21 protein-coding genes are annotated in these 20,218 nt (G+C 70.7%); 7 read left to right on the top strand and 14 right to left on the bottom strand.

The genetic code is table 11. The features are described 5' to 3' along the window. Nucleotides 1-122: 122 nt before the first annotated feature. Nucleotides 123-1,322 carry an alpha/beta hydrolase gene (locus tag ACXKR8_RS29270; protein ID WP_458267571.1) on the top strand — a complete coding sequence of 400 codons (1,200 nt, stop codon included), beginning with the start codon at nucleotides 123-125 and terminating at the stop codon, nucleotides 1,320-1,322. A 164-nt stretch (nucleotides 1,323-1,486) separates the two neighbouring features. Next, nucleotides 1,487-2,728 carry an alpha/beta hydrolase gene (locus ACXKR8_RS29265; RefSeq protein WP_458267570.1) on the top strand — a complete coding sequence of 414 codons (1,242 nt, stop codon included), beginning with the start codon at nucleotides 1,487-1,489 and terminating at the stop codon, nucleotides 2,726-2,728. Nucleotides 2,729-2,732: 4 nt separating this feature from the next. Here ACXKR8_RS29265 and ACXKR8_RS29260 read toward each other — a convergent pair whose 3' ends face one another. From ACXKR8_RS29260 to dacB, 7 genes are all read right to left on the bottom strand, one after another. After that, complete coding sequence (locus ACXKR8_RS29260; protein ID WP_458267569.1) at nucleotides 2,733-4,391, bottom strand: IS1634 family transposase; 1,659 nt, start codon at nucleotides 4,389-4,391, stop codon at nucleotides 2,733-2,735. Between the two features lie 115 nt (nucleotides 4,392-4,506). Continuing rightward, nucleotides 4,507-5,115 carry a GTP cyclohydrolase I FolE gene (gene folE / locus ACXKR8_RS29255; protein WP_458267568.1) on the bottom strand — a complete coding sequence of 203 codons (609 nt, stop codon included), beginning with the start codon at nucleotides 5,113-5,115 and terminating at the stop codon, nucleotides 4,507-4,509. Nucleotides 5,116-5,251: 136 nt separating this feature from the next. Further along, the gene (gene ftsH / locus ACXKR8_RS29250) at nucleotides 5,252-7,270 is read right to left on the bottom strand and encodes an ATP-dependent zinc metalloprotease FtsH (protein ID WP_458267567.1); all 2,019 of its coding nucleotides are present in this window, start codon (nucleotides 7,268-7,270) and stop codon (nucleotides 5,252-5,254) included. Nucleotides 7,271-7,548: 278 nt separating this feature from the next. Then, entirely contained in the window at nucleotides 7,549-8,088 is a 540-nt protein-coding gene (hpt, locus tag ACXKR8_RS29245; RefSeq protein WP_458275102.1) for a hypoxanthine phosphoribosyltransferase, read from the bottom strand. Between the two features lie 98 nt (nucleotides 8,089-8,186). After that, complete coding sequence (gene tilS / locus ACXKR8_RS29240) at nucleotides 8,187-9,314, bottom strand: tRNA lysidine(34) synthetase TilS (RefSeq protein ID WP_458267566.1); 1,128 nt, start codon at nucleotides 9,312-9,314, stop codon at nucleotides 8,187-8,189. A 277-nt stretch (nucleotides 9,315-9,591) separates the two neighbouring features. Then, nucleotides 9,592-10,725 carry a zinc-dependent metalloprotease gene (locus ACXKR8_RS29235; protein ID WP_458275101.1) on the bottom strand — a complete coding sequence of 378 codons (1,134 nt, stop codon included), beginning with the start codon at nucleotides 10,723-10,725 and terminating at the stop codon, nucleotides 9,592-9,594. Between the two features lie 248 nt (nucleotides 10,726-10,973). After that, on the bottom strand, nucleotides 10,974-12,464 hold the full coding sequence (gene dacB, locus ACXKR8_RS29230; RefSeq protein WP_458267565.1) for a D-alanyl-D-alanine carboxypeptidase/D-alanyl-D-alanine endopeptidase: 1,491 nt from the start codon (nucleotides 12,462-12,464) through the stop codon (nucleotides 10,974-10,976). Between the two features lie 77 nt (nucleotides 12,465-12,541). On the opposite strand from dacB, the gene ACXKR8_RS29225 reads away from it, so the two are divergent. Continuing rightward, the gene (locus ACXKR8_RS29225; protein WP_380508828.1) at nucleotides 12,542-13,036 is read left to right on the top strand and encodes an inorganic diphosphatase; all 495 of its coding nucleotides are present in this window, start codon (nucleotides 12,542-12,544) and stop codon (nucleotides 13,034-13,036) included. Between the two features lie 92 nt (nucleotides 13,037-13,128). Here ACXKR8_RS29225 and ACXKR8_RS29220 read toward each other — a convergent pair whose 3' ends face one another. Genes ACXKR8_RS29220 through ACXKR8_RS29195 form a run of 6 tightly spaced genes read right to left on the bottom strand, consistent with a single transcriptional unit; the run spans nucleotide 13,129 to nucleotide 16,634 of the window. After that, nucleotides 13,129-13,473, bottom strand: a complete 345-nt coding sequence (locus ACXKR8_RS29220; RefSeq protein WP_458267564.1) for a VOC family protein — start codon at nucleotides 13,471-13,473, stop codon at nucleotides 13,129-13,131. A gap of 1 nt (nucleotide 13,474) precedes the next feature. Then, complete coding sequence (locus tag ACXKR8_RS29215; RefSeq protein ID WP_458267563.1) at nucleotides 13,475-13,654, bottom strand: CopG family transcriptional regulator; 180 nt, start codon at nucleotides 13,652-13,654, stop codon at nucleotides 13,475-13,477. A 38-nt stretch (nucleotides 13,655-13,692) separates the two neighbouring features. Continuing rightward, a complete protein-coding gene (locus ACXKR8_RS29210; protein WP_458267562.1) occupies nucleotides 13,693-14,337 on the bottom strand; it encodes a class I SAM-dependent DNA methyltransferase in 645 nt (214 codons plus the stop codon). Between the two features lie 30 nt (nucleotides 14,338-14,367). Continuing rightward, nucleotides 14,368-15,174, bottom strand: a complete 807-nt coding sequence (locus ACXKR8_RS29205) for an ABC transporter permease subunit (protein WP_458267561.1) — start codon at nucleotides 15,172-15,174, stop codon at nucleotides 14,368-14,370. Continuing rightward, a complete protein-coding gene (locus tag ACXKR8_RS29200) occupies nucleotides 15,171-16,112 on the bottom strand; it encodes an ABC transporter ATP-binding protein (RefSeq protein ID WP_458267560.1) in 942 nt (313 codons plus the stop codon). The genes ACXKR8_RS29205 and ACXKR8_RS29200 overlap by 4 nt, the downstream gene beginning before the upstream one ends. Nucleotides 16,113-16,172: 60 nt before the next feature. Then, the gene (locus tag ACXKR8_RS29195; RefSeq protein WP_462099909.1) at nucleotides 16,173-16,634 is read right to left on the bottom strand and encodes a GbsR/MarR family transcriptional regulator; all 462 of its coding nucleotides are present in this window, start codon (nucleotides 16,632-16,634) and stop codon (nucleotides 16,173-16,175) included. A gap of 81 nt (nucleotides 16,635-16,715) precedes the next feature. On the opposite strand from ACXKR8_RS29195, the gene ACXKR8_RS29190 reads away from it, so the two are divergent. Beyond that, nucleotides 16,716-17,015 (top strand): putative quinol monooxygenase, encoded by a 300-nt coding sequence (locus tag ACXKR8_RS29190; RefSeq protein ID WP_458267558.1) that lies wholly within the window; start codon nucleotides 16,716-16,718, stop codon nucleotides 17,013-17,015. A 21-nt stretch (nucleotides 17,016-17,036) separates the two neighbouring features. Here ACXKR8_RS29190 and ACXKR8_RS29185 read toward each other — a convergent pair whose 3' ends face one another. After that, nucleotides 17,037-17,966: a LysR family transcriptional regulator gene (locus ACXKR8_RS29185; protein WP_458267557.1), complete on the bottom strand. Its 930-nt coding sequence runs from the start codon at nucleotides 17,964-17,966 to the stop codon at nucleotides 17,037-17,039. Nucleotides 17,967-18,085: 119 nt separating this feature from the next. On the opposite strand from ACXKR8_RS29185, the gene ACXKR8_RS29180 reads away from it, so the two are divergent. From ACXKR8_RS29180 to ACXKR8_RS29170, 3 genes are read left to right on the top strand one after another with little or no spacing between them, the layout of a single operon-like run. Next, nucleotides 18,086-18,910 carry an inositol monophosphatase family protein gene (locus ACXKR8_RS29180; RefSeq protein WP_458267556.1) on the top strand — a complete coding sequence of 275 codons (825 nt, stop codon included), beginning with the start codon at nucleotides 18,086-18,088 and terminating at the stop codon, nucleotides 18,908-18,910. Between the two features lie 49 nt (nucleotides 18,911-18,959). Continuing rightward, nucleotides 18,960-19,622, top strand: coding sequence for an NAD(P)-dependent oxidoreductase (locus ACXKR8_RS29175; protein WP_462099908.1), 663 nt, complete (start codon nucleotides 18,960-18,962; stop codon nucleotides 19,620-19,622). Nucleotides 19,623-19,646: 24 nt separating this feature from the next. Further along, the gene (locus tag ACXKR8_RS29170) at nucleotides 19,647-20,153 is read left to right on the top strand and encodes a nuclear transport factor 2 family protein (protein ID WP_458267554.1); all 507 of its coding nucleotides are present in this window, start codon (nucleotides 19,647-19,649) and stop codon (nucleotides 20,151-20,153) included. Nucleotides 20,154-20,218 lie beyond the last annotated feature (65 nt).

Genomic DNA, 20,218 nt, shown 5'->3' with positions numbered 1-20,218 from the left:
CCGCAGGCATGAGTTTCGGTCTACCAGATAACGTTTTGCTAAACCACAGGAACCTGCCAGGCATGCTGGAACGTCTGGACCTCCGTGACGGCGGTGATCAACGGCAAAACAGGATGTGGACCATGGGATTGACCAGCCAGAAATTGCAGATCCTCATCGCGGTGCTCGCGGTGGTCTGCTTTGTGGCGACGGTCTGGCTCTGGCCACGCCTGAGCGGGCGCAACTGGCGGGCGATGCTGGCCAGGATCGGCACCCTGCTGGCCAGCCAGCTGCTGACGCTGCTCGCGATCGCGCTCGCCGCCAACAACTGGGGCGCCTTCTACAGCTCCTGGGACGACCTGCTGGGCACCGACCAGACCAGCGGCCCGATCGCCATCAACGGCTCCGGGGTGCACCCCAGCGGCACCGCGACCACCGGCGACGCCACCGGCGACGGCCGGGCCTCGGTGGACGTGTCCGACACCAAGCCGGTCGCACTGCAGCTCCCCGGCAGCAACGGGGGCGCCGCGGGCAGCGGCGGCACGGTGGACCAGGTCACCATCCACGGCTCAGGCACCGGTCTTACCGAACCCGGCTACGTCTACCTGCCGCCGCAGTACAACGACCCGGCCTACGCCAAGACCTCGTTCCCGGTGATCGTGGTCTTCACCGGCTACCCCGGCAACGCCCAGAGCCTGGTCACCCGGATGAAGTACCCGACCGTCGCGGCCCAGGCGATCCACCAGAACGAGATGAAGCCCACCATCCTGGTGCTGATGCGCCCCTCGGTCGCCATGCCCAGGGACACCGAGTGCCAGGACGTGCCCGGCGGCCCGCAGGCCGAGACCTTCTTCACCAAGGACCTGCACCAGGCCATAGCCTCCCACTACCGGGCCGAGACCTCGGCCAACGCCTGGGGCGTCATCGGGGACTCCACCGGCGGCTACTGCGCGCTGAAGCTGACCATGCGCCACCCCGAGTCCTTCACCGTGGCCGCCTCGCTCTCCGGCTACTACAAGTCGGCCGTCGACAGCACCACCGGCAACCTCTTCGGCGGGAACAAGCAGCTGCAGAACGAGAACGACCTGATGTGGCGGCTGAAGCACCTGCCGCACCCGCGGGTCTCGCTGCTGGTCACCAGCAGCCTCAAGGGCGAGCCGGACTACAAGGCCACCATGGCCTTCGCGGCGGCGGCGACCGCGCCGACCCAGGCGTCCACGCTGATCCTGCCCGAGGGCGGCCACAACTTCGGCACCTGGAACCGGGAGACGCCCTCCGCGCTGCGCTGGATGTCGGCCCGGCTGGCCGGGCCGCTCGCCCCGGCCGGCGGCAGCGGCTCCTGACCCGGCGTCAACCGGCCCCGGCCGACGCACCGTCACCCGTTCGGGCCCCTCCCCGCGCTCCTGGCTGCCCCCGGCGGCCCGCAGGCAGCAGGATGGGACCACACAGGATGCCGACGAAGGCATAGGGGGTGGCGGGGAGCACAGGAGAGCGCGGGGCACTGGCGATGGATCTCACCAGCAGCAGGCTGGAGTACGCTGCGGGGCTGCTGACGCTGCTCTGCGTCTGCGCGACGCTCTGGCTCTGGCCCCGGCTGGCCCGCAGCGGCGTCCTCTGGATCGCCGCCCGGCTCGGCATGATCCTGGCCTCGCAGCTCTCGGTGGTGCTGCTGGTCGCGCTGATGCTCAACTCCTACGGCGACTTCTACCCCACCTGGCACGACCTGACCGGCGGCTCCAACGAGACCGTCACCATCGGCCGGAGCAGCGGCGAGCAGCAGGCGGTGAGCCTGCAGGGCAGCAAGCTGGTGCTGGCCGGCGACTCCGGCCCGCTGCAGCGCCTGCCGGGGCTGGCGCAGGGGCCCGCCGACCAGGTGGGCCGCTACAGCGCGGTGACCGTCGTCGGCCGCCGCAGCGGGATCAGCCAGCAGGCGTACGTCTACCTCCCGCCCGAGTACTTCCAGCCCGCGTTCCAGCACACCGCCTTCCCGGTGCTGACCTCCTACGTCGGCTATCCGGGCAGCATCCAGGGCGTGCTCGGGGTGCTGAAGTTGCAGCAGAAGGCGGCCCAGCAGATGGCGGCCGGACGGATGAACGCCACCATCGTGGTGCTGATCTCGCAGACCGTCGTCCCGCCCAAGGACACCGACTGCGTGGACGTGGTCGGCGGCCCGCAGGTGGAGACCTATCTGACCAGCGACTACCGGGCGGCCATGAGCTCCGCCTACCGGGTCCGCAGCGAACCGGCCGCCTGGGGGCTGATCGGCTTCTCCGAGGGCGGCACCTGCGCGCTGGAGGCGGCGATGCGCCATCCGGAGATGTTCGGCGTCGCGGTCTCGCTCGGCGGCGAGTACAGCGACTACGAGACCGGACAGACCGGGACCCTGTTCGGCCCGGCCGGACCGGCCAGGACCAGGCTGATCGAGAGCTACGACCTGCTGTGGCGGCTGCGGAACCTGCCCGCCCCCGCGGTCAAGGTGCTGGTGGCCACCACCGCGCACGGCGAGCGGGACTACGCCGCCACCGAGCAGTTCCTGAAGCTGGTCAGGTCGCCGATGGGGGCCACCCCGATGGTGCTGTCCAGCGGCGGCCACAACTTCACCACCTGGGAGCTGGAGCTCGGGCCGGCGCTGAGCTGGATCGGCGAGCAGCTGCTCCCCCCGGGGGCGATCCCCCGCCCAGCTCCCAGCGCCACCCCCACGGCCACGGCCACGGCCACGCACGGCGCCGGGCCCGACATCGCCGGTTAGCCGACTAGCCGTGTCCTTCGCACATGGGGAAACGTGTGTCGAGCCAGCGGGGGTGGGTTGGGTCGACTTCGAGTATGTCGAGGAGTCGGGCCTGGATGCCTTCGCTGACTAGGACGACCGGTGGGTTGGTGGCGGTGCCGCTGCGCATGCGCAGGTCGGACAGCGCGGTCAGGATCAGTTCGCCGGTGGGTCGCAGGGCCTGGTTGCTGCCGGGCTGGAGGCCGTGCATAGTGCGCTGGTCGCCCAGGGCCTGGCGGACCTGGCGCTCGATCAGGCAGAAGACGAGCAGGGCTAGGCAGATCACGGTGATCAGGGCGGCGATGCGGCGGTTGTTCTGCAGGAACATCGGCGCGATCGCGAAGGGGCCCTTGACGTGGCTGTAGCGGCGTTCGACGGTGCCCTGGCCCTTGTAGTGCAGTAGGACCTGGGCGGCGGTGGCCTGGTCGGCGGGCAGGTTGGTCAACAGCGCGTACCAGCCGTCGACGGCCGCTTCGGCGTCGATGGCAGCCTGGTCGAAGGACCAGGCCAGGGTGGGTTTCCCGTCCGGGCCGGTGCCGACGTCGGTGTGCAGGTAGGCGGTGACCCGGTGTTTGGTGGCGATCACCGCGACCGTGTCGGCGACCTTCTTGGCGTCGGGGTAGTGGCGGGTGCCCAGGTTGCGCTGGACCTTCTCCAGGTCCTCGCGGGCCCGGGCCAGCTTCTTGGTCCGGGCCTTGAGCTGGCCGGTCGCGTTGGCGCTGGAGTGGACCAGGATCCGGCGCATCGTCAGCGCGGGGTCCTTCTTGCGCCGGGGTTTCCAGGTGAACTCGTCCTCCAGGACCCGGTAGGCCGCGCGTTGGTCGGCCGGCTTGTCGGCGTCGCGTTCGGCGGTGTAGTCCACGGTTGCGGCCGATTCCAGGTCCAGGGCGGCGTAGACGGCGCTGTCGACGCTGGCGGCGGCGGCCGGGGCCAGGAAGTGGACGCCTTCGGCCGTCATCGCGGACACGTTGTCGTAGGTCAGCAGCTTGCTGTCGCCCACCAGCAGCAGGTCCGGGCGCTCGGCGATCTGCCGCAGGGCGGTCATCGCGCCGGTGACCTGGGAGACCTCGGCGGCTCCGCCGCTGAAGGCGCGGTGGGTGACGGGGATGCCGCCGTCGCCGGTGACCGCCATTCCGGCCTGGATCTGCTTCAGGTCGGTGCGCCGGTCCTTGGGGTGCCCGAACCTGACCACGGGGTAGTCACTGTCGGGGTTCTCGTAGGCGCCGTAGAGGGAGACGCTGGTCATGTCCCAGTGGCAGCGCGAGGCGTCGATGCCGAACTCGGTGATCGCCTTGGCCCCGATGGATCCGATGAGTTCGTCCAGATGCGGGGCGACGGCGTCCAGCGCGCGGGCGATGCGGTCGTCGTTGAGGAAGTCGGCGTGGATGCCGAAGACGTCCTCCACCGCCCACTGCTCGGCCCAGCGAGCCACCTTGAACAGCGGTGTGGGCGAGGACAGGCGGTTGGCGATCAGCGCCTCGATGACCTGTCCGTGGGTGAGGTGAGCGACGTCGCGCACCGGGCACAGTCCGTCGATGATGCCGGCGACGTCCAGCCGGCGCAGGAAGTGCGCACAGGCCGGCAGCGCCCCGAGCCGCTTCTCGACCACCGCAGTGATCAGAAGCTCGGCTCGGGGACGCTGCACACGGGAACGATCGCGACCGACGGAGACAGGCACGCCACCATCAACGCCCACAGCTCGATGACGACACCGCCCAAGGCTGCGAATCGCCACAAAGAGTCATGTGCGAAAGACAGGACTAGCGGCCGATGATCAGGCTCATCGCCTCGGCCCGGGTGGCGGCGTCGCGGAGCTGGCCGCGGACCGCCGAGGTGATGGTCTTGGCCCCGGGCTTGCGGATGCCGCGCATAGACATGCACATGTGCTCGCACTCGATCACCACGATCACCCCGCGCGGCTCCAGGATCCGCATCAGCGAGTCGGCCACCTGGGTGGTCAGCCGCTCCTGCACCTGCGGCCGCCGGGCGTAGACGTCCACCAGCCGGGCCAGCTTGGACAGGCCGGTGATCTTGCCGCTGTGCGAGGGGATGTAGCCGACATGGGCGACGCCGCGGAAGGGCACCAGGTGGTGCTCGCAGACGCTGGTCACCTCGATGTCCTTGACCAGCACCATCTCGTCGTGGCCCAGGTCGAAGGTGGTGGTCAGCACGTCCTCGGGCTGCTGCCAGAGGCCGGCGAATATCTCCCGGTAGGCACGGGCGACCCGGGCCGGGGTGTCCCGGAGGCCCTCGCGCTCGGGATCCTCGCCGACGGCGATGAGCAGCTCCCGGACGGCGTCCTCGGCCCGCTTCTGGTCGAACACCCGGACGAATCCGGTCGAGTCCTCAATCGTCACCGGGTCGGTCATCGGTCTCCTCCACATAGGCGGCTCGTCCACAGGCGGCTCGGCGGCTCGGCACGGCAATGCCGCTGCCCCAAGGTTAGAACCTTGGGGCAGCGGCACACATTCCGGGATATTCCCGACGGGGGCGTTCAGCTCTCGCTCAGGCTCCGTTCGGCTCCTGCAGCGGCGGGAGCTTGGTGATGTCCACGATCGACGGCGGCCCCTCGAGCTGGGCGGTGCCGTTGGTCAGGGCCAGTTCCTTCGGGGACTGGACCGGCGGACGGGTGGACGGGGTCCGCCGGGCGGAACCGGTCCAGGCGGGGCGGGCCGGACGCTTCACCAGGTCGGTGAAGATCGTCGCGATCTGCTCCTTGTTCAGGGTCTCCTTCTCGAGGAGCTCCAGCACCAGGTTGTCCAGGACGTCCCGGTTCTCGACCAGGATCTCCCAGGCCTCGTTGTGGGCGTTCTCGATCAGCTTCTTGACCTCCTCGTCCACCAGACCCGCGACCTCTTCCGAGTAGTCGCGCTGGTGGCCCATCTCGCGGCCCAGGAAGGGCTCCGAGTTGTCGGTCCCGAACTTGATCGCACCCAGGCGCTCGGTCATCCCGTACTGGGTGACCATGGCCCGCGCCGTGGCGGTGGCCTTCTCGATGTCGTTGGAGGCGCCGGTGGTCGGGTCGTGGAAGACCAGTTCCTCCGCCGCGCGCCCGCCCATCATGTAGGCCAGCTGGTCCAGCATCTCGTTGCGCGTGGTCGAGTACTTGTCCTCGTCCGGGAGCACCATGGTGTAACCCAGGGCCCGGCCGCGGGACAGGATGGTGACCTTGTGCACCGGGTCGCTGTTCGGCGAGGCCGCCGCGACCAGGGCGTGGCCGCCCTCGTGGTACGCGGTGATCTTCTTTTCCTTCTCCGACATGATCCGCGTGCGCTTCTGCGGACCCGCCACCACGCGGTCGATCGCCTCGTCCAGGGTGAGGTTGTCGATCAGCTTGCGGTCACCGCGGGCGGTGAGCAGGGCTGCCTCGTTGAGGACGTTGGCCAGGTCGGCACCGGTGAAGCCGGGGGTGCGGCGGGCGACGACCATGAGGTCGACGTCCGGAGCGACCGGCTTGCCCTTCTGGTGCACCTTGAGGATGTCGAACCGACCGGTGAGGTCGGGACGGTCCACCGCGATCTGCCGGTCGAAGCGGCCCGGGCGCAGCAGCGCCGGGTCCAGGATGTCGGGGCGGTTGGTCGCCGCGATCAGGATCACGCCGCCCTTGACGTCGAAGCCGTCCATCTCGACCAGCAGCTGGTTGAGGGTCTGCTCGCGCTCGTCGTGACCGCCGCCGAGGCCGGCGCCGCGATGGCGGCCGACCGCGTCGATCTCGTCGACGAAGACGATCGCCGGGGCGTTCGCCTTGGCCTGCTCGAAGAGGTCGCGGACCCGGCTCGCGCCGACACCCACGAACATCTCGACGAAGTCGGAGCCCGAGATCGAGTAGAACGGCACCCCGGCCTCACCCGCGACCGCGCGGGCCAGCAGGGTCTTACCGGTTCCGGGCGGGCCGTAGAGCAGCACACCCTTGGGGATCTTGGCGCCGACGGCCTGGAACTTGGCCGGCTCCTGCAGGAACTCCTTGATCTCGTGGAGTTCCTCGACCGCCTCGTCAGCGCCCGCGACGTCCGAGAAGGTCGTCTTGGGCGTGTCCTTGGTGATCAGCTTGGCCTTGGACTTGCCGAACTGCATGACGCGCGAGCCGCCGCCCTGCATCTGGTTCATCAGGAACAGGAAGACCACGATGATCAGCACGATCGGGCCGAACGACAGCAGCAGGCCGACGAAGGCGTTCTGCTTGTCGACCTTGACCGTGAAACTGTCGATGGTCTTGTTCGAGACGTCCTGCTGCAGGGTGTTCTGCAGTCCCGAAATGTAGGCGTCGGAGGCGTAGGGGGCCTGGATCTGGCTCGACCCGTCGACCTTCTGGCCGTCCTTGAGTTGAACCTTGATCATCTGACTGTCGCCGGTGGTGATCTGTACCGACTTCGCCTGGCCGCTGCTGATCGTCGAAACGACCTTGCTGGTGTCCTCGGTCTTGTAACCGGCCGAGGAGGACACCACCTGCATCAGCACGACGACGGCGAGGACAGCCAGCAGAATCCACATCACCGGCGCACGGAAGTATCGCTTCACGTCCATCCATGCGGGGCGACATCAGCCGCCCCGTCCCTCCTGCCACTGTGCGGCGTCACCCGGTTTAACCGTGGGACGCGTCCTATGTATGACCTCGACCGGTTGGTCATCCACCGTCAATCGAAAGACAGCGGATTATTGGACGGTACAGCAGACATGCCCCTTGAGAAGTCCACGGGACAGTCGCGTACCGGTGTCGAACGGCCCTTCCCCGGGTCCAACGGAGGGAAACCCCCCACTGTTCCCGAAGCCGCGCATCCGCGCCGCGCAATCACAACGACTGGTCAGCCGCCGTACACGTGCGGGGCGAGAGTGCCGACGAAAGGAAGGTTGCGGTACTTCTCGGAGTAGTCGAGTCCATAGCCCACGACGAACTCGTTGGGAATGTCGAACCCGACGTACTTCACATCGATGGAGACCTTGGCCGCGTCGGGCTTGCGCAGCAGCGTGCAGACCTCCAGCGAGGCGGGTCCGCGCGACTGCAGGTTGCTGAGCAGCCAGGACAGGGTCAGCCCGGAGTCGATGATGTCCTCGACGATGAGCACGTCCCGGCCGTTGATGTCGGTGTCCAGGTCCTTGAGGATGCGCACCACGCCCGAGGACTTGGTGCCCATGCCGTAGGAGGAGACAGCCATCCAGTCCATCGTGACCGGGCTGTGCAGGCTTCTGGCCAGGTCGGCCATGACCATCACCGCGCCCTTCAGGACGCCGACGATCAGCAGCTCCCGGCCGGCGTAGTCGCGGTCGATCAGCTCCGCCAGTTCGACCAGCTTGGCGTCGATCTCGTCCTTGCTGATGAGCACCTTCGCAAGGTCGCTGCCCATGTCCTTCTCGTCCACCCGCGGTACGTCCTTAAAATCTGGAGTCTCAAGTGCTGGAGATCCGGTCTCTACCGTCACAACCTTGCCATACGCCCTGCTGGCTACATGCGGCGGAAGGCCAGCCGGCCGGAGCGGCGGCGCAGCTCGACCGCGCCCGGGAGGTGCAGCGGGCCCTGCCCGTGCCAGTCGGTGACCAGGTGGTCCATGACCTCCAGATGCCGGGCGAAGAGGTCTCCGGGCGGGCTGCCGGCCCGGATCGCGCCCCGGCGCAGCACCCGGCGGCGGACCGCGGGCGGCAGCGCGGCCAGCCGGGTGACGTCCAGGCCCTCGGGGGTCGTCGCCTCGGCCTCGGCCTGCACCGCCCAGGCGTCCAGCGCGTCGGCGTCGTCCCGGAACAGCCGGGCGGTCCTGGCCAGCGCCTCCACCACGCCGCCGCCGAGGTGCTTCTCCAGCACCGGCAGCACCTCGTGCCGGACCCGGGCCCTGGTGTAGGCGGGGTCGGTGTTGTGCGGGTCGTCCCAGACCGGGAGGTCCAGCACGGCGCAGGCCTGGCGGGTGATCGCCCGGTCCAGGTCCAGGAAGGGACGGCGGTAGCGGCCGGTGGCGGCGGCCATCCCGGACAGCGAGCGCGGTCCCGAGCCTCGGGCGAGGCCGAGGAGGACGGTCTCGGCCTGGTCGTCGCGGGTGTGGCCGAGCAGCACCACGCTGGCGCCGTACTTCTCGGCGGCGCTGTCCAGGGCGGCGTAGCGGGCGTCCCTGGCGGCGGATTCGGGGCCTCCGGCGCGACCCACGCTGACGCCCAGGGCGTCCACCGGGTCCAGGCCGAGGGCGCGGAGCCGGCCGGCCACCTCGACCGCGCGGCTGGTGGAGCCGCGCTGCAGGCCGTGGTCGACCGTCACCGCGCCGGCCCGGAGGCCGAGCTTGGCCGCCTCGAAGGCGGTGGCGGCGGCGAGCGCCATGGAGTCCGCGCCGCCGCTGCAGGCGACCAGGACCAGCGGGGCGTCCGGCGCGGGGCGGGGGCGGGGGGTGCGCAGCTTGGCGTGGCGCGGATCGACGTCGCCGACCGGGCGGAACGCGGGCCTCGCGGCGGGCACGGGTCGGGAGTCGCGGGAGTCGTGGGAGTCGGGGAGGGGGGCAGCGGAGAAGGTGTCAGGTACCTGGGTGGCGATGTCGTTGAGGACCCGGCGTACTGCCAGGCGTATCGCGGCCACCGCGGGATGCGGACCCATAGATTGATCACTCCTTGGAGCGGACCGGAGCGGAGGAGTTGCCGAATCGTCTCACAGAGTGACCGGCCGACTGCGGATTGTCGTAAGGGGATGGTCGCAGAAGTCTTCCGTGTCGAGGGTCACACCGGTTCCCCTCAGGACCAGGGTCCGCCCGGACGGGTGAATGAAGAAACCTTTCTCCGCCTCAACGTCCGAGCCGACCCCGCTCCGTTCGCACTCCGGGGCCGCCCCGTTCGTGCTCCGGGCCGCCCCGACCCGTTCCGGGCTGCTCCCGCTGCTACTTGTGGATGCGGGCGACCCAGGCCGCCGGGTTGTGGATCTCCTCCTTGGTGGGGAGGGTGTTCGGCGAGGTCCAGACCCGGTTGAAGCCCTCCATGCCGACCGCGTCCACCGCGGCCCGGACGAACACCGCGCCGTCCTGGTACTGCCGCATCTTGGCGTCCAGGCCGAGCGCCTTGCGCAGCAGCGCGTCCAGCCGGCCGGTGCCCTTGGCGCGGCGCTGCTGGAACTTCTCCCGGATCTCCGCGACGCTCGGCACCACCTGCGGTCCTACGCCGTCCATCACCACGTCGGCGTGGCCCTCCAGCAGCGACATCACCGCGGTGAGCCGGGCCAGGATCTCGCGCTGCTCGGGGGTCTGCACGATGTCCATCAGGCTGCCGCTGCCGCTGCTGTCCTCGTCGCCGCTGTCACCGCCGCTGCCGTTGCCGCTTCCGCCGAAGCCGGGGAGCGAGCCGGCCGCCTCGCGGAGCCGCTCCAGCAGGGTGGCCGGATCGATGTCGGTCTGCGCCAGGAAAGTCTGGATCTCGCCCTCGATGTGGTCCCGCAGCCAGGGCACCGCGGTGAACTGGGTGCGGTGGGTCTCCTCGTGCAGGCACACCCACAGCCGGAAGTCGTGCGGGTCGACGTCGAGTTCGCGCTCGACCGCGACGATGTTGGGCGCCACCAGCAGCAGCCGGCCCGGCTGCACCGGGTGCTCGTCGTCCAGCGTGGAGAGGTCCGAGGGGACCTCGGCCGGGGCGAAGGTCTCGTACTGGCCGAGCACCTTGGAGGACAGGAACGCCAGCAGCATCCCCACCTCGACGCCGGTGACCTTGCCGCCGACCGTCCCCAGCACCGCGCCGCCGGGCGTCGCCGAGCGGCGCGCCTGCATCCGGTCCGCCAGCGGGGTGATGATGGTGCGGAAGCCGGCCACATTGGCCTTGATCCAGCCGGGACGGTCCACCACCAGGACCGGGGTGGCCGCGCTGCTCGGCGAGTCCAGGCCGGTGAACGCGCGTACGTGCTGTTCCGCCTCGGCCGCGTGCCGGTGCAGTTCCGCCACCGCCGCGCGGGCCTCCTCCCGGGTCACCTCCGGGCCGGGGCGCGCCAGCCGGGTCGCGGTGTTCACCGCGAGGCCCCAGTCGACCATGCCTGTCGCGTCTGCCGCGTCCGCCATATCCGCACCGCCGCTCTGGCTCGTCTGTTTCAAGGGCGCGTCGCCGGACTCCGCGGGGATCGGCGCACAGCGTCCGGCGCGGCCGATTGCAAGGTGCCGGATCGTCCTCGCAGCCGGGGGCTACCAGGGCGGTTCGGCAACGCGGCAAGCAGCTGTGCCAGGCGTCGTGCGCCCCGCCGGTGTCCAGCGACGCACTCTCACACCGTACGTGCTCCTACCCGTCAGCGGCAGCCGCATACGGCGACGCGCCCGGCGAGCTGGTCCAGGGCGTCGCGGGCGGACGTGGCCGCGCCGCTGCCGTTGGACATGAAGGCGAAGACCAGCAGCCTGCCGTCGCGGTCCAGGACCAGCCCGGCCAGGGTGTTGACGGTCTGCAGGGAACCCGTCTTGGCCCGGACCACCCCCAGGCCGGAACTGCTGCCGCTGCTGCCGTAGCGGGTGTCGAGCGTCCCGGTGAAGCCCGCCACCGGCAGCCCGGTGACGATCGGGCGCAGCTCCGGATGCGCCGGGGAGGCGGCCAGCACCAGCAGCCGGGTGAGCACGGTGGCTGGAATCAGATCCTGGCTGGACAGGCCGCTGGCGTCGCTGAGCCGGGTGCCGCCGAGCGGGATGCCCAGCCTGGTCAGCTGCTGCTCCACCGCCGCCGCTCCCCCGGCGAAGGTCACCGGACGGCCCGCGGCGAGGGCCACCTGGTGGCCCAGGGTCTCGGCGATGTCGTTGTCACTGTCGGTGAGCATCCGCTCGACGATCTCGCTGAGCGGCTGCGAGTCGACCCGGGCCAGGGGGGCTGTGGTTTTGGTCTTCGTGGCGGCTTTGGTCGGCTGCCCCTGGACCGCGATGCCGCGCTTGCGCAGCAGTGCGGCGAAGGTGGCCGCGGCGGTCGCGGCCGGGTCGGCGTGGCGGGGGGCGTCCTCGGTGGTGTGCGGATTGAGCCTGCCCTCGTCCACGGTCAGGGCCTGGACCAGGGCGATGTTGTCGTTGACCCCTATCGGGTGCAGCGCAGGACCGGCGAACAGCGAGATGTCGTACGCCAGATGCACGCTGGCGGTCCCGGTCGCCCTGAGCGCGGCCGCGGTCCGGTCGGCCAGGGTGGACAGGCTGGCCTGCGGGTCGGCGCCGCCGGTCGCGGCGGCGGTGAGGGTCGGATCCCCGCCGCCGACCAGGACGATCCGGCCCGGCGCCGGGCTGACCACGGTGGTGCTGAAACGGTGCGCGGGACCGAGCAGCGAGAGCGCGGCGGCGGAGGTGGCGATCTTGTTGGTGGAGGCCGGCAGCTGCGGGGTGCCGGCGCCCGAGGCGTACAGGGTCCGGCCGGTGGCGGCGTCGACGATCGAGGCGGTGACCGTGCCCAGCGCGGAGGCCGACAGCGCCGGGGCGAGGGCGGCGGCGAGGCCCTTGCCGGTCGGCAGCGGAACCGGCGCCGCGGCCGGTCCGGTCGGCACCGTGACCGAAGTCACGTCCGTGGGCTGCAGCACGTCCTGGGCCGGATGCCAGAGCGGTGCCGGAACCGGCCAGGGCCGGATCGTTCGTACCTCGCTGAGCAGGGACTTTCCCGCCGTGCGCTCGGCGGTCCGCTGGCCGCCCTGCCAGGGTCCGGCGACCGCGATACCGCCCGCCGCGAGGGCCAGCCCCACCCCGCCCGCGACGACCGCCACCCCGCGCACCGGCGCCAACGCGTACGCACGCGCCGCGCGTCCCCACCATGAACCCATCCGGACCTGCCCCTTTCCCGAGCACCCCATGCTGTAGGAGACACTATTGGCTGCAAACGTCTCGCATTGGAGGAGCCTTGGAGTTCGACGTCACGATCGAGATCCCGAAGGGTTCACGGAACAAGTACGAGGTCGACCACGAGACTGGTCGCATCTTCCTTGACCGGATGCTCTTCACCTCGACCCGCTACCCGGCCGACTACGGCTTCGTCGAGGGCACGCTCGGTGAGGACGGCGACCCGCTGGACGCGCTGGTCATCCTCGAGGAGCCGACCTTTCCGGGCTGCCTCATCAAGTGCCGCGCGATCGGCATGTTCAAGATGACCGACGAGGCGGGCGGCGACGACAAGCTGCTCTGCGTCCCGGCCTCGGACCCGCGCTGGGAGCACCTGCGCGACGTCCACCATGTGTCGGAGTTCGACCGCCTGGAGATCCAGCACTTCTTCGAGGTCTACAAGGACCTGGAGCCCGGCAAGTCGGTCGAGGGCGCGCACTGGGTCGGCCGGGTGGAGGCCGAGGAGGAGATCGTCAACTCGATCAAGCGCCTCGCCGACTCGGGCCACGCGCACTGACCGGCTCCCCGCCGGCCCCGTGCCACCGAACGCCACCCCCGCCGCGCGGGGGTGGCGTTGCTGCTTTCCGGGGCTTCCCGGCCCGCCGGTCGTCAGCTCTTGCGCGGGGCCTGGAGGCTCCAGAGGCGGCCGTCGGGGTCGCGGACGGTCATCAGCCGGGTGCCGAAGTGGGTGTCCTCGAACGGGGTGACCACCTCCACGGCGGGGTTGGGGCGGAACGCGTCAGCGTCGGACACCTTCAGCACCAACTGCAGCGGGGTCTCCTGGTCCTCGGGGACCTCCGCGATGAAGAGGGAGGGGCCGTCGCCGTTGCGCAGCTGGCCGGAGTTGTGGTCGGTCTCGAACTCCAGCTCGTAGCCCAGCGCCTGGAAGAACTTCGCGGTCTTCCCCCAGTTGTGGGTCTCGATGAACACGGCCTCGATGCCTTCAGTCGTCATGTCAGGACTCCTTCTCGGACGATCGTTCCTGCTTCGGATGGGGGCCGTCGAGATAGGCGCGCAGCGCGGCGGCGACCAGCGCCGACAGCGAGGACTCCGACTCGATGGCACGGTGCTTCACCTGCTTGATCAACCCGATCGGCAGGTACACGTTGAACTGCTTCACTTCCTCGTCTCCCACAGCTACGATGCTAGCATTCTAACTAGCTAGTCCGCAGGTTATGGACGGCGGCGGGCGAAGAGGAGGGCGCCGGGGGCGGTCCCCTCGGGGTCGAGCAGCAGCTCGGCCTCGACGGTGAAGCCGGCCTCGCGGAGCCAGCCGCTCATCCGGGCGGGTCGGCGCCGGTGGACCTGGACGTTCATCGGGTGGCCGCCGTAGCCCTGGGTCTTCAGCCGCGACCCTTCCCCCAGGTGAAAGCCGATCAGCAGGGGCGCGCCGGGGCGCAGCGCCCGGCTGAGGCCGTCCAGGACCGTGGGGACCGCGTCGTCGGGGACGTGGATCAGCGACCAGAACGCCAGCGCCCCGGCCAGCGACTCCCCGGCGAGGTCGAGATCCGTCATCGAGCCCACCTCGAAACGGAGCTGGGGATGGTCGCGGCGGGCCACGGCGACCATCCCGGGCGAGAGGTCGATGCCGAAGGCGTCCACCCCCAGCTGATGCAGGTGAGCGGTGATGTGGCCGGGGCCGCATCCCAGGTCCGCCACCGGCCCGCCGCCGGCCTCCTGAACCGCGTCGGCGAACAGGGCCAACGCCGCCCGCAGGTAAGGCTTTTCGCCCAGCGCCTCGCGCAACTGCTCGGCATAGCTGACCGCGACCGTGTCGTAGGAGGTACGGGTGTCTGCCAACCAGCCGTCAGCGTTCATGCTGCGCCACAGTAGCCCGGTGACGCCGCGTCAGCCGCCCTGGGCCAGGTCACGCCGGTTGAAGCCCCAGATGCCACCGGCGGCGAAACAGAGGCCGACCCCGGCGAGCAGCGCGCAGTGCGTCCACTGGATGCCGTTCACCAGCGGCTCGCCTCCGGTGTACCAGTGGAACGGCGAGTAGGACTGGATCCAGTGCAGGCCCTTGATCTGCGGGAGGAACGAGTCGCACAGGTAGGCCGCCACCGTCACATACGCGCCGCCGACGATCGCGTACAGGCGGCGGCCGGTGCCGGCGCCGATGCCGAAGGCGATCGAGGCGAAGCAGAACCCGAACAGGACCAGCTGGAAGGTCATGGCGGCCAGGTTCGCCACGCTGATCGCGGTGAACTCGGCCGGCACCCGCAGCGCCAACTCCACCAGCAGCAGCACCGCGCCGACCAGGACCACCGCGGCCAGCACGGCCAGCCAGCGGGAGACCGCCAGCCGTACCCGCCGGACCGGGTGGGCCAGCACCAGCTCCAGCGTCCCGGCCTCCTCGTCGCCGGCGATCGCCTTCGTCCCGGCGGCGACGGCGAAGACGGCGAGCAGGATCGGGACCAGCAGCCCGAAGACCGTGGAGCCGAAGTAGCCGGCCGCGGTGCCGTAGTCCTGCAGGTGGAACGCGTCGCGCAGGGACTGCGGGAACGAGTCGATCGCGGTGGCCAGGCCGGAGTTCTGCCCCATCACCGGCCAGATCGACGAGTACATGGCCGCGACCGCGGTGATCGCCAGCGCCCAGCCCAGGAAGCCGCGCCGATTGTCCGTCAGATGCTTGCGAAAGACCGTGCTGCCGCTCATGGCGTGGAGCCCTTCGATCCATTCGATCCTTGTTCGTAGAAGGTGAAGAAGATCTCCTCCAGCTCCGGTTCCTCGGCCAGCAGGCTGGTGACCTCGAACCGGGCGGCGGCCTTCACCAGCGGGTCCGGGCTGCCGGTCAGGATCGCCCGCAGCACGCTCCCGCCGTCGGGGGTCGCGGTGACGGCGGTGTTCTGCAGTCCGGGCAGCGCGGCGAAGACCTCGACTCCGACCGCGCCGGCGAAGGCGATCTCGACCTTGCGGTGCGCCGACTGGCGCAGCTTTTCCACGTCCGCGACGGTGACCAGCTCGCCCTCGCGGATGATGCCGACCCGCCGGCAGGTCTGCTGCACCTCGCTCAGCACATGCGAGGACATGAAGACGGTCTGGCCGTTGGCGCCGGCCTCCTGCACCATCTCGACGAACCGCTGCTGCAGGAACGGGTCCAGGCCGCTGGTCGGCTCGTCGAGGACCAGCAGCTCGGGTGTGTGCATGAACGCCTGGACCACGCCGACCTTCTGCCGGTTGCCCTTCGACAGGGTGCTGATCCGGCGGGTCAGATCGAGGTCGAGCCGCTCGGCGAGTTCGGCGATGCGCGCGGCGGGGACGCCGCCGCGCAGGTCGCCGAGGTAGGTCAGCGCCTCGCGCCCGGTCTGCCGGCCGTCGATCCGGAAGTCCCCGGCCAGGTAGCCGATGCGGCCCCGCATCTTTGCGTCGTCGCGCGGATCGGCACCCAGGACCCGGAGCGTGCCGGAGGTCGGCCGGATGAGGTCCAGCATCAGCCGGATCGTGGTGGTCTTCCCGGCCCCGTTGGGACCGAGGAAGCCGAACACCTCGCCGCGTTCCACGGTGAGGTCGAGTCCGGCCAGGGCGGTCTTCCCGGCGCGGGCGTTGCCGTACCGCTTGACCAGCCCGGCGGCTTCGACGGCGGTGTCAGTCATCGGCCATCCCTCTGCCTGGATCCGTCGGACTGCCTGCTTCGGTCACGCTGCCTGCTTCGGTCACAGCCCGTTGTCCCGCTTGAACTCCTCGACCAGGTCCGGCACCCGTTCCGCGATGAAGGCGAAGAAGTCCCTCGCGATGCGCACTCGGCGGGCCTCGGGCGCGTCCTCGTCGCCGATCAGCTCGACGCCCCTGGCCATCAGCACGCTCATGGCCGCCCAGACGGCCCTGCCGTTCATGGTCCCGGTGATCAGTGCGTCGGGCAGCACCTCGTAGGCGTGCCCGCGCTGCCCCGGCCGGGTGACCCGCCGGGCGAGTTTGGCGCCCTCCAGCATCCGCATGCCGGTGGACACCGAGCCCTTGGACAGCTGGAGCGCCTCGGCCAGCTCGGTGCTGGTCTGGCTCGGCGGATCGCAGATCATCAGCCAGCCCAGGAGCTTCCCATAGGCGGGCGGCATGCCCATGGTGGAGTAGAGCAGGCCGAACTCCTCGGCGTACGCCTGCCTGGCTTCCCGATCCACTGGCGTCACACTCCGTTGTGTATATTCAGAACTTACTGAATATTCAATACCTCGACAGACTGCCGCGCAAGGAGGAGTGCTGTGCGCTACGGCTACATCGGTTCCATGAAGGTCAGACCCGGTCACCGTGCGGAGGTCGTCGCCGTACTGGTGGACGGCGCCGACGGGCTGCGCGCAGCGGGATGCGATCTCTATGTCGTCACCGAATCGGCCACCGACGAGGACACCGTGTGGGTGAGCGAGGTGTGGGCGAGCAAAGCGCACCACGACGCGTCGCTGCAGCTCCCCGAGGCGCGGGCTGCCATCGGCAGGGTCATGCCGCTGCTGACGGGTGAGTTCACCCGGCAGGAGACACACGTCGTGGGCGGTCTCGGCATCTGACCGTGGACTTCCGCCGATCAGTCACTGCTGGGACGGATCGGCGGCACCCGGGGCGCTCGCGTCGACGAGGGTGCGCAGGGTGTGGATGGCGTGGGTGCGGAGCCAGGCGTGGGCGGGGTCGGTGTCGTAGCGGTGGTGCCAGGCGACGATCAGCGGGACGGGGGGAACCTCGAAGGGGAGCACGCGGGCGTGCAGGCCCAGGGTGGTCCAGAGCGGTCGGCAGACCTGTTCGGCGACCACCGCCACGGCTTCGGTGCGGGCGATCAGGTCGAGTGCGGCGCCCGTGGTGGGGAGTGCGGCGCTGACGTGACGCCGTAGGCCGAGCGCCGCGAGCGCGTCGTCGATCGGGCCGGACAGGCGGCCCCGGCGGGAGACGGTGACGTGCTGGGCCCGGGCGAAGCGTTGCGGAGTCAGTTCGCCCTCGGCCAGCGGGTTGTCCCGGCGCATGACCGCCACCATGCGGTCGGCGCCCAGCGTGCGGGTGGCGATCTCGGGTCGGTCCGGCGCGGCGGCGCCGACCTCGAGGTCGGTCTGCCCGCGGCTGAGGTCGGCGACGTCGGCGGAGGGTTCGGCGAGGAAGCGGATCGCCACCCGGGGCGCGGTTTGCGCCACGGTGCTGATCAGCGCCGGGGCCAGGGCCGTGACCAGGGCGTCGTGGCAGCGGAGGGTGAAGCTGCGTTCCAGGTGTGCCAGGTCGAGCGTGGTCACCGGGGTGAGCACGGCGCGGGCGCGCAGGACCAGTTCCCGTGCCTCGTCCCGCAGTTGCAGGGCGCGGGGGGTCGGGGTCATGGTGCGGCCGGTGCGCACCAGGATGTCGTCGCCGGTCGCCTTGCGGATGCGCGCGAGGGTGCGGCTCATCGCCGGCGGGGACAGGTGCAGGCGGTCGGCGGCGGCGGCGACGCTGTTCTCTTCGAGCAGGGCGTCCAGCGCGACCAGCAGGTTCAGATCCACATGCACCAGGGTAACTCCTGCCCTTACAAGAGTGCACTGGCAATCATCTGTCCGGGACCCTAGCGTCGGAGGAGTCCGGATCGGGCAGGCCGGTCCGTCGCTCTGAATGAGGTCCCACCATGACCATCACACCTTCCCTCAGCAGCAGTGCTTCGGCCGAGGACCGCGCGCTGCTCGCCGCGGTGGTCGAGGTCGCCACCGAGGCCGGTCGCGCCTTGGAGGCCCGGTACTCCGTCGCGGCGCGACCGGCCGACCGCGCCGGGATGTTCCGCGCCGGGAGCGCCGACAGCGAGGTCTCGCTCGACATCCTGCGGCCGACGCTGACGGCGCTGCGGCCCGGTGCGGAGTGGCTGACGGAGGATCACGAGACCACCGCGCTGCCGCCGGGCGAATGGTGGGTGGTCGACGAGGTCGAGGGCAACGTCAACCACGTGCACGGGCTGCCGGAATGGGCGGTGACCGTGGCGCTGGTGCGCGACGGGGAGCCGGTGCTGGCCGTCGTCCGCCAGCCGGTGGGCGATCTCACCTACACCGCGCTGCGCGGCGGCGGAGCGCAGTTGAACGGCGCGGCGCTGCGGGTGTCCGCCAAGAGCGAGCTGAACGCCGCGATCGTGGACACCGGCCAGGCCGAGGCCGACCAGGCCGGCACCTACGAGCGGATCGGCCGCTCGATCACCGCGATGCTGCACCGGGCGCTGCTGGTGCGCGCGAGCGTGCCCTCGACCTTCCCGATGCTGCTGGTGGCCGCCGGGCACCACGACGTGTTCTGGCAGTACGAGCCCACGCTGCCGGGGGTCGCCGCAGGCGCCCTGATGATCACCGAGGCGGGCGGCGTGGTCACCCGGATCGACGGCAGCCCGTGGAGCCCGGGCAGCGACACCGTCCTGGCCACCGCCCCCGGCCTGCACGCCGCGGCCGTCCAGGTGCTCGCCCCGCTGGCCTGACCGGCCGCAGCCTTCGACCTTCCATCCAACCCGTCACCAAGGGACCGACATGCATATCGCCATCCTCGCCGCCTCCGGCGCCACCGGGCTCGCGCTGACCCGCCAGGCCCTCGAACGCGGGCACACCGTCACCGCCATCGCCCGTACCCCCGCGCGGATCACCGTCCCGGACCACCCGCGGCTGACCCGCGTGGCCGCCGACGTGCGCGATCCGCAGTCCGTCGTCGCCGCCGCGCTGCGCGGCAGCGAGGTCGTGCTGTCCGGGCTCGGCGTGGCCAAGGGGGACGAGCCCGGCACGCTCACCGCCGGCGCCCGTGCCCTGGCCGAGGCCCGCGCCCTGACCGACGCCGACGCCGACGCCGGCACCGACGCCGATCCCGGGCGGATCGTCTGGCTGGGCGCCTACGGCACCGGCCCGTCCGCGCAGGCCTCCGGATTCGCCACCCGCACCCTGCTCAAGGCGATGGGGGCGGAACTCGTCGACAAGGTCACCGCGGACGCCACCGTGCTCGAAGCCGGCGGCACGGTCTTCCACGCCGGGCCGCTGTCCAACGGGCCGCTCAGCCCCGACCGACGCACCGTCGGCCTCGACGGCGCACCGAAGCGCTTCTTCCCGGCCCGGGTGAGCCGGCAGACGGTAGCCGCGGCCATGCTCGACGAGGCCGAGAACCCGCGCCACCCCGGGCAGGTCGCCCTCCCGCTCGAACACTGACCCGCCCTCACCCGGAGGTACGCCGTGACCAGCACCGAACCCCACGCCGACCGGCTCGCGGTCGCCGAAGCCGTCTCCCGACTCGCCGCCGCGCAGGACGCCTGCGACTGGGCCGGGCTGCGCTCCCTGCTCGCCGAACGCGTCCACCTCGACCTGTCCAGGCACCTCGGCGTGCCGGCCGGCGAGATCAGTGCCGAGGACTTCGTCGCCCATGCGCGCGGCGTCGCCGACGGCTTCACCGCCACCCACCACCTCACCGCGAACCTCATCATCGACCTCGACCTCGACCTCGACGGCGCCGCCGATGCCGATGCCGACCAGGCCTCCTGCCGGGCCCACGTGCTGGCCTACCACCACCTCGCCGCCGCACCCGACCCGCGGGACGCGGTCTGCGTCATGCGCGGCACCTGGGAGCTGCGCCTGCGCAGAACCAGCACACGCTGGCTGATCGAGCGGCTCACCGTCGTCAGAACCGCACCGCTCGAAGGCAACGCGGACCTCTACACCAGGACCGCCGTCGGAGCGCGGTGAACCGCCTGTCGTTGATTGCCGTTGACTCGCGATATAGCGTGGTTACTGGTGGCTGTGGTGTCACC

This window comes from Streptacidiphilus sp. PAMC 29251 (genome assembly GCF_054208735.2).
The sequence above is the reverse complement of the archived record's forward strand: the minus strand, read 5'-3'. Positions and strand labels throughout refer to the sequence as shown.

Coding starts and splice junctions, on each gene's coding strand:
- ACXKR8_RS29270 (WP_458267571.1), top strand. CDS start 123: ATGGGATTGACCAGCCAGAAATTGCAGATCCTCATCGCGGTGCTCGCG.
- ACXKR8_RS29265 (WP_458267570.1), top strand. CDS start 1,487: ATGGATCTCACCAGCAGCAGGCTGGAGTACGCTGCGGGGCTGCTGACG.
- folE (WP_458267568.1), bottom strand. CDS start 5,115: ATGACCGACCCGGTGACGATTGAGGACTCGACCGGATTCGTCCGGGTG.
- ftsH (WP_458267567.1), bottom strand. CDS start 7,270: ATGGACGTGAAGCGATACTTCCGTGCGCCGGTGATGTGGATTCTGCTG.
- hpt (WP_458275102.1), bottom strand. CDS start 8,088: ATGGGCAGCGACCTTGCGAAGGTGCTCATCAGCAAGGACGAGATCGAC.
- tilS (WP_458267566.1), bottom strand. CDS start 9,314: ATGGGTCCGCATCCCGCGGTGGCCGCGATACGCCTGGCAGTACGCCGG.
- ACXKR8_RS29235 (WP_458275101.1), bottom strand. CDS start 10,725: ATGGTCGACTGGGGCCTCGCGGTGAACACCGCGACCCGGCTGGCGCGC.
- dacB (WP_458267565.1), bottom strand. CDS start 12,464: ATGGGTTCATGGTGGGGACGCGCGGCGCGTGCGTACGCGTTGGCGCCG.
- ACXKR8_RS29220 (WP_458267564.1), bottom strand. CDS start 13,473: ATGACGACTGAAGGCATCGAGGCCGTGTTCATCGAGACCCACAACTGG.
- ACXKR8_RS29210 (WP_458267562.1), bottom strand. CDS start 14,337: ATGAACGCTGACGGCTGGTTGGCAGACACCCGTACCTCCTACGACACG.
- ACXKR8_RS29205 (WP_458267561.1), bottom strand. CDS start 15,174: ATGAGCGGCAGCACGGTCTTTCGCAAGCATCTGACGGACAATCGGCGC.
- ACXKR8_RS29200 (WP_458267560.1), bottom strand. CDS start 16,112: ATGACTGACACCGCCGTCGAAGCCGCCGGGCTGGTCAAGCGGTACGGC.
- ACXKR8_RS29180 (WP_458267556.1), top strand. CDS start 18,086: ATGACCATCACACCTTCCCTCAGCAGCAGTGCTTCGGCCGAGGACCGC.
- ACXKR8_RS29175 (WP_462099908.1), top strand. CDS start 18,960: ATGCATATCGCCATCCTCGCCGCCTCCGGCGCCACCGGGCTCGCGCTG.